At 42.0% G+C, this 12236-nt stretch carries 9 protein-coding genes; 2 read left to right on the top strand and 7 right to left on the bottom strand.

Annotation, left to right across the window (positions count from 1 at the left end; translation table 11 throughout):
• Positions 1-12: 12 nt before the first annotated feature.
• Both GSQ84_RS09060 and GSQ84_RS09055 read right to left on the bottom strand, forming a co-directional pair.
• Positions 13-1437 carry a sugar porter family MFS transporter gene (locus GSQ84_RS09060; RefSeq protein WP_158796910.1) on the bottom strand — a complete coding sequence of 475 codons (1425 nt, stop codon included), beginning with the start codon at positions 1435-1437 and terminating at the stop codon, positions 13-15.
• Complete coding sequence (locus tag GSQ84_RS09055) at positions 1437-3254, bottom strand: class I mannose-6-phosphate isomerase (RefSeq protein WP_158796909.1); 1818 nt, start codon at positions 3252-3254, stop codon at positions 1437-1439. Before GSQ84_RS09055 ends, GSQ84_RS09060 begins: the two co-directional genes overlap by 1 nt.
• A gap of 256 nt (positions 3255-3510) precedes the next feature.
• On the opposite strand from GSQ84_RS09055, the gene GSQ84_RS09050 reads away from it, so the two are divergent.
• Positions 3511-4239 (top strand): GntR family transcriptional regulator, encoded by a 729-nt coding sequence (locus GSQ84_RS09050; protein WP_158796908.1) that lies wholly within the window; start codon positions 3511-3513, stop codon positions 4237-4239.
• A gap of 19 nt (positions 4240-4258) precedes the next feature.
• On the opposite strand, the gene GSQ84_RS09045 is transcribed toward GSQ84_RS09050, so the two are convergent.
• The 5 genes from GSQ84_RS09045 to GSQ84_RS09025 form a co-directional block, all read right to left on the bottom strand.
• A complete protein-coding gene (locus GSQ84_RS09045; protein ID WP_158796907.1) occupies positions 4259-5179 on the bottom strand; it encodes an AraC family transcriptional regulator in 921 nt (306 codons plus the stop codon).
• A gap of 82 nt (positions 5180-5261) precedes the next feature.
• A complete protein-coding gene (locus GSQ84_RS09040; RefSeq protein ID WP_158796906.1) occupies positions 5262-6002 on the bottom strand; it encodes a DUF4198 domain-containing protein in 741 nt (246 codons plus the stop codon).
• Positions 6003-6014: 12 nt separating this feature from the next.
• Positions 6015-8435, bottom strand: a complete 2421-nt coding sequence (locus GSQ84_RS09035) for a TonB-dependent receptor (RefSeq protein WP_158796905.1) — start codon at positions 8433-8435, stop codon at positions 6015-6017.
• 296 nt (positions 8436-8731) lie between these two features.
• Positions 8732-9742, bottom strand: coding sequence for an aldo/keto reductase (locus tag GSQ84_RS09030; protein ID WP_158796904.1), 1011 nt, complete (start codon positions 9740-9742; stop codon positions 8732-8734).
• A gap of 125 nt (positions 9743-9867) precedes the next feature.
• On the bottom strand, positions 9868-11043 hold the full coding sequence (locus tag GSQ84_RS09025) for a threonine synthase (protein ID WP_158796903.1): 1176 nt from the start codon (positions 11041-11043) through the stop codon (positions 9868-9870).
• A 241-nt stretch (positions 11044-11284) separates the two neighbouring features.
• On the opposite strand from GSQ84_RS09025, the gene GSQ84_RS09020 reads away from it, so the two are divergent.
• Positions 11285-12187: a LysR substrate-binding domain-containing protein gene (locus tag GSQ84_RS09020; protein WP_158796902.1), complete on the top strand. Its 903-nt coding sequence runs from the start codon at positions 11285-11287 to the stop codon at positions 12185-12187.
• Positions 12188-12236: the final 49 nt, after the last annotated feature.

The following is a 12236-nucleotide window of genomic DNA, read 5'->3' as shown; positions in this document are numbered from 1 at the left end:
TATCTTAATTATTTATGGTTTGGTTGGGTTTAAAGGAGAATTTGCATAATCTTCCTTCCAGTACTGATCTATATTTTCCAGCGATTTTCCTTTGGTTTCGGGGATCAGCTTCCAGGTAAGCCATAGGGCAGGAGAGCAGCAAAGTGCGAATATCCAGAAGGTCCAGGAAGAACCTAGTCCTTCCAGCATGAGCGGCGTGAGCTGCCCGACCAGAAAGTTGCCTATCCATAAAGACAGAGTGGCCAGTGCCATTGCTTTTCCCCGGATGGCGTTGGGGAATATTTCACCGATCACTACCCAGCATACCGGGCCGAAGGAGAAGGCAAAACAGGCAATAAAAGCGAGAATGAAGATCAGTATCCAGGGGCCGGAGGTGATTTTCAGGGCAAACAAAACACCGATGATCACCAGGGAAAGTACTGCTCCGCCGATGCCCGCAAATAAAAGCGGGCGCCTTCCCCATTTATCAATGGTAAAAATGGCTACAAAGGTAAAGAGCACATTGACCAGCCCGATGGTTACCTGTCCGCCCAGGGCATTGTTTAACGTAAAACCTGCCTGTTCCAGGATGCGCGGGCCGTAATAGATCACTGCATTGATCCCGCAAACCTGGGAGAGGAAGGGAAGGAGCAGGCCTATCCATAACGCTTTACGGTAAACCGGTTTGAATAACTCACTGAGCGAGGTATCCTGTGTACCCTGCTGCGCCTTAAAAGCCTGGAGTTCTTCGCTGGCAGCCGCAGCGCCATCTACCCTGATCAGGATCTGTTCTGCTTTCTTTTCCTGTCCTTTCAGTAACAGCCATCTTGGAGATTCAGGAACCAGAAACAGGCAGCAAAGGAATATGGATGCAGGTACAGCACCGAGACCCAGCATGGCCCTCCATACTTGTTCAGAAAAGATCTTCACGGTCGTCGCGCTGTTAAAAGATGCAGTAGTATGATTGGCCAGCCAGGCATTGGAGAAATAGGCCAGTACAATTCCTATAGTAATAGCAAGCTGATATAACGATACCATCATTCCGCGTAAGCGGGAAGGAGAAAACTCAGAAATGTATAAAGGAGATACCATAGAAGCTACGCCAATCCCTAATCCGCCAATGAGGCGGAAAATGATAAGGGCATCATAAGAACTGGAGAACATGCAGCCTATGGCCGAAGCCAGAAATAAAACAGCGGAAAGTATCAGTATCTTTTTACGTCCGTACTGATCGCTAAGCTTTCCTGATAAGCTTACGCCAATGATGCAACCGAGCAGTGCACAGCTCACAAACCAGCCTTCACTCATTGCACTCAGATAAAAATCGTGTTTAACGAGGCTTACTGTTCCGGAAATAACTGCGGTATCAAAGCCGAACAGGAAACCACCTAAGGCGGCAACCATGCAGATCAGGAACAGGTAACTGCTGCTCTTTTTTGTGTTTATAGTTGTTTCCATTATTTCAAAAAGGCTTTGATCACCTTTGCCCGTCCTTTGCCGAGGTTCGTTAAAGTATAAATTCCTGCCGCTGCGGGTACCATAAAGGTCTCTGCATAGGCAAATGTTTGCCGGGTTCCGTCCTGTGTTTCCAGCAGCAGAGCCTGCCCTTCTACCAGCATCATCACGATACAGCAATCGTCGGTGCTGATGCTGATGTCGGTATCAAATTCTATGCGGTGTACATCGTAAAAATGTTCCTGATGTGTGGGGAGGTGAATTAATTCCCAGTCTTTTCCTTTGCTGATCACCAATTGTTTAGCAATCAGCTCTTCCTGTACACGTTTTCCTTTTCTTTCAAAATCAAGATTTTTAAAGGCATGGTCAATGTTGATAGGCCGCGGTTTACCTTCCAGATCAAGACGCACCCAGTCGTACATTTTAAAAGTGAAAATATAAGGGGTAGCACTGATTTCCAATACGAGGTTACCTGCCCCGGCACTATGGACTGTGCCATTGGGAATCAGGAACAGGTCGTGTTTTTTTGCATGATGTGCCTGTACGTAATCTTCTATGTTTAACTTTTTACTTTCTGCCTGGCTGTTTTCCAGTGCCTTCCTAAATGTTTCGGGCTGAATATTTTCCTGGAAGCCGAGGTATACTTTGGCGTTTTTCTCACAGTCAAGGATGTAATACGTTTCATCCTGTGTGATGTTTTCTCCAAATTGTTCCCGGATGTATTGAAGCCTTGGATGGCACTGAATGGAAAGGTCGCCACCCTGAACCGTATCAAGAAAGTCAAAACGAATAGGGAACTCATCACCAAAAACCGAGGCGTGTTTACCTAAGATGTTGGAATTGCTGTAGAACATCAGGAAATCGAAGCTGACTTCCAAAAGGAGGCTATCGCTTTCAAATAACAATCCATTTTCCGGTACGATCATTTCAAACGACCAGGCATAGTTGACTACCTCGTTATTTAAGCCTTTGATATGCTGTTTAATCCATTGGCCGCCCCATATTCCAGGTTCAAACCAAGGGCGTACACGTACAACCGAACGGCTCATCTTATCGAGGCCTGCTTTAAGATCATTCATAAACATCCAGTTTATCCGGTATGGCCATTGTGCGTCGGCAATCAGGGTGATCTTGTGCAGGATTTCCTTTTTATGCTGGTTTAACAATACCCAGTCTACAAAGTAGAAACGCTTGTACATCGCAAAAGGTGAATCTGTTCCGGCGGCACCTAAGTTGGTGACCGATCCGGCACGCATCCTGAACTGAAGTTCGTTTTTAGGCAGATCGAAATAAATAACAGGAACATTCCATCCGGATAATACAGCACCGGGACCAATAAGGATATTGATATCCGCTTGCTGATCTGGCTGGATTGCCGTTAATTCCCGCTCCTGGAAAAGGTCTTTCAGGGTTAAGGTGCATTTTGTTCCCCATACAGCATCAGCTGTTCCTAAAAAAGGCTTTATCAGCGTATCAATTGCTGTTGCGGGTTTAAAATATGCAGTTGTCTCTATCCAGTTTATAGTTAAACCGGCGATAAGCAGGCGGCTGTTTAATTCATCTTTGATTCTGTCCCAGAAAACGCCTGCATATCCATCAATGACTACAGTTTTCTGCACTTTGATCCAGTTGGCGATGGAATCATATCCGCTGAAGATTTGACCGGTGCCTAAAGCAAAGGCAGGATAAATATTATATTCATCCTGTGCTTTTCCAATATGGTCAAGTGTGGCAGGCAATAGAAATTGCGATGTTTTTCGTAATTCTTCTGCTGAGGCTTGCTGATCACAATCTACGGTATTGACTGTTTTGCTGTTCATACAATAATTTATGTTGATACATATTAACTCATATCATAAGGCTGTTTAAAAGCTTTTTATGTAATGATTTAAAATTAAACTATTTGGTATTGATTTATTATGTACAAACATATTAAATGTTTTCTAATAACAAGAACTATAAATTTATTTTTTCTGGCTTGCTATTTAGCCTTGACGTGGATGATGTAGCAAATACATTCTCATGGTATGTACATACATAATTGGAAAATGATTATTATTGTAAATATTAAGATCTATGAAATACGATATAGACCATAAAAGCTCAGTTCCGCTGCATATACAGGCAGAAAAGCTTTTGAGGCGGTTAATCACTGCGGAAGAATATCAGAATGGTAAAATTTTACCGGCGGAAGTAGAGCTGGCCAAACAACTGGCTATTTCAAGAACTACGCTTCGTCAGGCGATCAATAAACTAGTAATCGAGGGTTTATTATCGCGTAAAAAACGAATAGGAACCAAGGTGTCTAAACCTTCTGTAAGTTCTAAGTCGAACAACTGGCTCAGCTTTTCACAGGAAATGAAACTGCGGGGAATAGAGATTAAAAACTTTGAACTCCACGTGACCTGGGTGCTGCCTGATGAGTCGGTAGCCAGTTTTTTTGATTTGAAAAGCGGCGAGGAGGTTTTAAAGATGGAAAGGGTTAGGGGCAGACCAGATGAGCCCTTTGTTTATTTTGCTTCTTATTTTCATCCCAGGATTGGCCTGACCGGCGATGAAGACTTTAAACGGCCTTTGTATGAGTTGCTGGAAAGTGATTACGCTACTATCGCCGCGCTCTCCAAAGAAGAGATCAGCGCTAAGGCTGCAGATAGTTTTATCGCGGGAAAGCTCAAAGTTGCAGTCGGCAACCCAATACTTCTACGCAAAAGGTTTGTTTTTGATCAGCAGGAAAGACCAATGGAGTATAACCTCGGGTACTACAATGGGGACAGTTTTGTTTACTCTGTAGAGAGCACACGGTAACCAATCCTTTCAGGTATGATCAATTAAAAGAATTTTTAAATTCTAATGGTGACAAATTGGTTTTACTTTTAAATAGCTTGTTAAAGGATTGCGGATATTCAAAGCCAAGCTGATAGGCGATCTCACTTACAGATAGTGAAGTAGTGACTAATATTTCCTTGGCTTTGTCGATCAGTTTATTGTGGATATGCTGTTGTGTGCTTTGACCAGTGAGGGATCTTAACATATCACTCAAATAATTTGGGGATATATTTAGTTGTCCGGAGATATATTGTACCGTTGGCAGGCCTGTTTCACGCACATTTTCATTGTTAAAGTAATCTGTTAACAAGTTTTCCAAATTGATCAGCAGGTCATTGCTTGCGTTTTTACGGGTAATGAATTGCCTGTTGTAAAATCTGTTCGAATAATTCAGCAGCAGTTCAATATGGGATATAATTACATCCTGGCTGTATAGATCAATCGTAGAATTATATTCCTGTTCAATATTTTTCATCGTTAACGCGATCATCGCTTCCTCCTTTTCAGAAAGATGCAGCGCTTCATTCACCGCATAAGAAAAATAGCCGTAGTCTTTGATGCTTTTGCCCAGGGAATAATTCCTGATCAGGTCGGGATGGATCACTAACCAATCACCTGAAAGCGAAAGATCGGCCGTGATCTCTGTAGCGATCACTTGCCCGGGAGAAAAGAAAGTTAGTATCCCTTCATCAAAATCATAGGAATTTTGCCCGTATTTAAGCTTTCCATTATAATTCTTTTTCACGCAGATGGAATAGAAATTATACATAAAACTTTTCAGACTGTTCTCCACACGACATTCGATTGCGCTCATATCAATCACACTTACCAGTGGGTGCGCAGGTTTAGGTAATTCCAGGACCTGATGCAGTTCGGATATGGAATTGATGACATAGGGGGTACCAGCCTCTTTCTTCATATCAGCAAGTTAAGAAAAAGAGGCTGTATAAACGTAACAATGCCTCCAAATAATCTATTTGAAGGCATTGTTACGTGATCTGTTATTTTACTTCATCAAGCACCATGGTCATACAGGATTTCTCTCTGAAGACATCATAATGTATTCCTCTGTAGGTACCCGGGCTTTCAAACTTTAAGGTAACCAAAGCAAAATATCTGCCTGCTTTTGGTGAATGAAAAGATACTTTTCCATCCTCATTTGTGGTGAATTTCTGCTCAGCCATTCCCGGATTACGCAAAAAGACGATTGCATTAGGAACTGGTTTCCCATGTAATAATGCTTGCAAAGTTACATCGGCACCGGTTTGGGTATCAGGAGATCTCACAATGGATAGATCTGTCACCGCATCTTTTGCTATAGTTTCGTCATCGCCAATTTTAATCGTGGTGCGGCTATAATAGTTTTGTTTAGCTATACCAATTTTAGTAGTGGATTTACTCCAGTCTTCCACTCTGCGTTGCTTGTTTTCTAACAATAACACGTAAATACCTTTTTCTGCAGGCGTAAAACTAGCCTCATAAGAAGTCTCCTTAGGTGTAAAATTTAAAGTTATGTGTTTACCCGACGGGCTAATGGCCCAGCAGGTAAAATCTTTAGCCTCTTTAGAATCATCGGTGTTTACATTTTGCAGCCGATATTCATTATAAGATCCAAAAATCACTTTTACCAGTTGTGCTTTTCCTACTTGTCCTGTTCCATTGGCCTCGATCCATAAAGAATCGGCTTTGGTAGTTAAAACAGTAAATAAACAGCCTATTAAAATTAATGTGAAACGTTTCATCAGTTTAAAGAATTAGAATTTAAGTGACAGGTTAGCTGTAAATCTTGCGGGAGCTTGTGGGGTTAACCTTACCGACCATGCTTTTTCGCTGGTAAGATTGTCTACCTTAAAGCCAATACGCCATTTCGGCTGATCATAGAAAACACTGGCATCAAACATGGTATAACCTGGTATAATTACTTTTGAAGTATTGGTATTGGTTTGATATGATAAACTACCTGAGTTTCCACCAAAGCCTACACCTAAACCTTGGAGGTCACCTGTTGGCATGCGGTAACTGAACCAGAAATTCAGCATTCTTGCAGGACCTGAATCAGCAGGCCTCAAGCCTTCTTCAGCAGGGTCTGTTTTGGTCAGTATGCTTTTGTTATAGGCATAACCGGCAACGATGTTAAAACCTCTGAATGGATTTGCAGTCAGTTCTATTTCTACACCTTTACTTACCTGTGTTCCATCCTGAATAGAATAATTGGCATCAGTAGGATCTGTACGTAATATATTTCCTACTTTAATATCATAATAACTTACTGTACCTACTAATTTATGGTCAAGCACATCGCTCTTTACCCCAAATTCCAGCTGGTTACCATGTTCTGCTTTAAATGCGCTGCCATCTTTAGCAACTCCGCTGTCGTTAAAAAAGCCGTTCATATAATTACCAAATACTGAAACGTGGTCTTTATATACCTCATATACGGCACCTAACTTTTGCGACAGGTCATTTTGATTGTAGGGGCCTGCTGTTATTCCGCCAGCTCCCAGACCACCTGCGGTAGTCCCTGTGATTAGATTATAAACCCCCAGATACATGTAACGGCTGGCACGCAAACTTCCCATTACTTTTAAACGATCGGTCAGGCTGATTACATCCGAGAAATAAACTGAGTAGGTATTATCCTCGTTTTTCTCTTTACGCAGCGATCCTTTAGTGCTTAATGAATCCACTTTAAATTGGCTTACACGATAGGAAGCCGGCGTATGGATAAAGTTTACATCCGGTAAGTTTACCGTTTCCCTGTCGAAATCATTAAAATTGTTATAGTAATCGGCACCTACAACCAAACGGTTACGCAGGCCGGCAACTTTAAAGTCACCAATAAAATTCTGCTGGATATTGGTAGCGATAAATGAGGTGGTACCCGAGATCACATTTGGACGAAGAGTAGAATCGGTACGTCCTGTTAAGGCAGTAATGTCACCCTTTATATTAGAGCGGGCGCGTGAAATAATGGTCTGTGAGGTCCATTTATCAGAAATTTTATAATTCAGCTGGGTAAAAATGTTCAGCATCTGCGTGGTATAGGTCAGATCGTTACTCATGAAAGTCCTGTTATAAGGAAAACCCATCGTAGCGATATTCCGGATTTTCGGATTCGCTACGGTACCGCCACCCGTATAAGGATTAAAACGTACTACGGATGTTCCCGTTTCCTGGCCAAATTCGATATCTACCAATAATGACAAACGGTCGTTAATCTGGTAAGAAAAACTTGGGTCTATACTGATATTATTGGTATATCCCTGGTCTGCGAAGGTCTTTTGGTAAGTAGTTGCCCCATTTAAGCGGAACAAAGCTGTTTTGTCTGCATTGATGGGTGTGTTTACGTCAAATGCAACTCGGTTATAATTCCAGCTTCCGCCAAAATAATCTACCTGCCCACCAAAATCATTATAAGGTTTTTTCGTTACACGGTTCAATAAGCCTCCATAACTGCTGGATACACTATTGCCAAATAGAGTTGCTGAAGGACCCTTTATCGCTTCCACACGTTCCAGATTCGCTACATCAATAGATGAAAATGCTTGTCCTGCTACACCATTTCTGGCATTTGGCTCCGTTTCAAAACCACGTGAGAAATAGGTTACGCGGCCCTGGTTGGCAATTACCGGGATGCTTGCCCCTGGAATATTCTTAGTGATGCTTCCCAGATCTGTAGCCATTTGTTCTGTGATTAACTCTTTTGGAACGGTGTTATAAACCTGTGGGTTTTCCAGATTTTTCAAAGGCAACCGGGCAATATAAATACTCTCTTTTTGAGAAAGCCTGTTTGTATTACCGGCGATGGTTACTTCCTGTAAAGCCTGGATATTCTCTCTGGTCAGCTGATAATTTGCAATGGTGGTTTGTCCGGAAACAACTTTAACAGCGATATCTATTTCTGCAGCACCTAACACCTGAATTTTAATCGTATAAGTTCCATCAGCAAGACTGTTAAATGAATAATTACCCTTGTCGTTAGTGAGCGTAGATTTTTTTATTTCCAACAGTGAAACTGATGCCGATCCGTAAGGCTGGCCGTCTACGAGTGTTAATTTCCCTGTTATTTTTCCAGTGGAAGGGACAATATTAGGCTGAGAGGAAATAGATTGGGAATAAGAAATTAAAGGGCCTGTTAAAAAACAGGCAATTAAAAAAGTGAATAGAGCTCTCATCAAATATGATATATTTTAGTGTGATTTGTGCTTCAAATATATCAATATTATTAATAATCAATCTAATTAAGCTTAGTTGTTTATTAATTATGTCGGTTTTTAATGAGAATATTGCCTTTTTTATACATTATTTAAAGATTGTTGATGAATTTGTTAAAAAAAGATGAACAGCTTTGATCATCTCCATATAGCTTAGCTGTTCTGATGGAATATGAAATTATTTGAACATACAAATGCCCCCAAAAATTTTGACACTCTTTGAGGGCATTACAAATTTCAAAAAACGCTTAATAAATTTATTGGTCGATGGTTCCCATGCTTGCTTCGTCATAGCGGGCGCCGGTTGAAGTGCCCAGCGGGATAACTGTTTCCAGGTGTTCCAGCTCTGCTGCTGTTAAGGTGATACTGGCTGCGGCAATATTCTGTTCTACATATTTTACGCGTTTGGTACCGGGAATAGGCAGATGCCCTTTTGCAATTACCCAGGCAATTGCCAGCTGTGAAGGAGTGATCTCTTTTTCGTCGGCCAGTTTTTTGATCTCATTGACCAGCTCAATGTTTTTGTAGAACATCTCTCCCTGAAAGCGGGGGATACTTTTTCTGAAATCATTCTCAGGGAAATCTTCGGGGCTTTTGATGTCTCCTGAAAGGAAGCCTCTTCCTAGTGGAGAATAGGCTACAAAGCCGATTCCAAGTTCTTCCAGTGTGGTGATGATATCTGATTCTTCCGCGCTTCTTTCAAACAATGAATATTCGGTTTGGATGGCTGTTAACGGATGTATCTGATGGGCTTTTCTGATCGTTGCCGATGATACTTCTGATAGGCCGATGTAACCTATTTTTCCTTCTTTCACCAGGTCTGCCATTGCGCCAACTGTTTCTTCTATAGGGGTATTTGGATCTAAGCGGTGCAGGTAATACAGATCGATATAATCTGTAGCCAGGTTTTTAAGTGAACGCTCTACTGCCTTTTTTACATAGGCTTTGGTACCATTGAATTTCCAGGTCAGCTCTTCATTGTTGTCTATTTCAAAGCCGAATTTAGTCGCAATGATATATTGGTCCCTGTTTCCTTTGATCGCTTTGGCAATCAGCCTTTCATTTTTAAGCGGGCCATACAGATCTGCTGTATCGAGGAAATTGCCGCCCAGTTCCAAAGAACGGTGGATGGTGGCAATAGAATCAGTTTCATCGGCCTTGCCATAAATATCGTTACCTGCAATTTGACTCATGCCCATGCAGCCCAATCCTATTGACGGAACGGTTAGTCCCTGGCTTCCTAATGTTGTTTTTTTTATACTGCTCATATCTTTTGATGATTGTCTATGATTGAATAGTCCAAAGATCAAGGATGGAGACCTGCAAAAAGTAGCTGAATCTCTTAATGTTGTATCCAAACTACGGATTTGTAGTCTGGATACAACCATTGGGATTAGATGGTTATATTTTCGAGGTATTTATAGCCGTTACCGGTGTTGAGCAGGAGGATCTTTTCGCCGGGGCGAATCCATCCGGAGGTTTTCAGGCTTTTATACGCTTCCCATAGCGCTGCACCTTCGGGTGCAATGAGCATTCCTTCTTTTCGGGCAATCTCTTTCAGTGCCGATTCCATTCTTTCATCAGTGATGCTAATGGCTGTTCCGGCGCTTTCGCGCAGCACCTTTAAGATGAGTTTATCGGCATAGGGTTTAGGTACGCGTAGTCCGTTGGCAATGGTAAAACCATGGTCTACAAACTGGGAGCTCAGTTCTTTGTTATGGAAGGCCTGCGTAATCCCGTCGCAGCTCATCGATTGAACCGTAACCATTCTTGGTCGCTTGCTGCCTATCCAGCCCAATTTTTCCATTTCGTCGAATGCTTTCCATATACCGATCAGCCCAGTACCTCCGCCTGTAGGATAAAAGATCACATCGGGGAGTTCCCAGTTAAACTGTTCTGCAATTTCATAACCCATAGTTTTTTTACCTTCCAGACGGTAAGGCTCCTTTAGGGTTGATACCTGGAACCATCCATTCGCTATGGCATCTTTTTCTGCGAGCTTACCACAGTCGGATATATTTCCGTCTACTTCTATCAGCTGTGCGCCATACAATCTGCATTCATCTTTAAAAACCTTTGGGGTAAGCTTTGGCATGTACACATAAGCATTCAGCCCTCCCTGCGCACAGTAGGCCGCGAGTGCACCACCTGCATTACCGGCAGTGGGGGTTACAATATCAGTAATCCCCAATTCTTTTGCTTTGGAAACAGCAGCGCTGATCCCTCTTGCTTTAAAAGAACCGGTAGGGTTGCCTGATTCATCTTTCCAGATGATCTCATTTTCATTGTCTTCAAAACGCAGGTTTTTAAGCGGGAGAATGGGGGTGAAACCTTCTCCAAGCGTTACGATATGGGCAGGGTCAGTTACCGGTAAAAACTCATGGTAACGCCACATGGTGGATGGCCGGCCGGCGAAAAGGGCTTCAGGATTAAGGCTTAAAGGCAAGTCATAACTTGCGAATAAAGAAGATCTGCAGCTTTCCACTAAACAAACGGTTTGTATCACATCGGCAGGGTAGCGGGTGCCACAGGCAGGGCATTGTAGATCTTCGATCAGCGAGAATTTCATTGGATTCTATTATTTTTTATCTGTTGTGAAGCCCCATCAAATTACCTGGCAATTTGTAAGTTATAATTTGATACAGGTTTCATTAGAATTGCTCTTTAAAACTGTAAATGTAAAGGCTAAACGCTCAGGCTTGTTATACATAATACTGATAAGTCATAACCAAATAGTAAAGTATAAATAGGAATATAAGGAATAATTCCCTGCAAAAGATTTAAATTTACGACTACCTAAACAATTGCCAGTGCTATCGTTAAGTCACCTTGTTTTTTTAGAAGTAGCCGCTAACCTTAGTTTTTCCAAGGCAGCCAAAGCGCTGTATATCAGTCAGCCAGCCATTAGCAGGCATATTCATCTGCTGGAGGGGCAATATAACTGTGCTTTGTTTGAACGCAAGGGGAATAGTATTCAGCTTACGGTGATTGGGGATACAATCTATAAATATCTTCAGGAAGCAAAAGAAATACAGCGGAAAATACAATTTGAGGTCAGCACTTTAAAACAGGAAGCCGAGGCTGCGGGTAATTTGAAGCTGGGGGCAAGTACTACCGTATCTTTGTATATTATACCCAGTATCCTTTCTTCCTTTCATCAAACGATGCCTAAGATTGATATCCAGGTAGTAAACCGAAACACGGAAAATATCATTACAGCCTTATTGAACAAACATATTGATGTAGGGATTGTGGAGGTAGAAAATAAGATCAACCTGGTGAATTATGATTATTTCACTTCAGATAAAGTGATCGCTGTTTGCGCTTCTAAAAGTCATTTAGCTAAAAAAGCAAGTTTAACGCTTCAGGAATTGCTGAAAACGAATGTCGCCCTGCGCGAAGTAGGCTCGGGAACTTTATCTGCGCTGACCAGGGAACTGAGAAAAAACGATATTTCTATTTCCGATCTCACGGCAAAGGTTAGGCTGGGAGGAACAGAAGCTTTAAAGAACTTTATCCTTGCAGATCTAAGCCTGGGTTTTCTGCCTCAAAAAGCAGTGACCAAAGAATTGATTAGCGGCGACCTGGTAGAGGTTCATATTGAAGGACTGGAAATCAAGCGTGATTTCTTTTTTCTTACCCGGCCGGGAGAGAATTTTGACCTGATCAAGAAGTTCATTCGCTTTTCGCAGGGGCAGATACAAAATCAATAGTTGTACCCAATTAATAGTTCTATCCGGACAAAAAAGCCCGGGCAGCATA

This window comes from Pedobacter sp. L105, assembly GCF_009765875.1.
Classification (GTDB): domain Bacteria; phylum Bacteroidota; class Bacteroidia; order Sphingobacteriales; family Sphingobacteriaceae; genus Pedobacter.
This window is presented reverse-complemented; position numbering and strand designations above follow the sequence as displayed.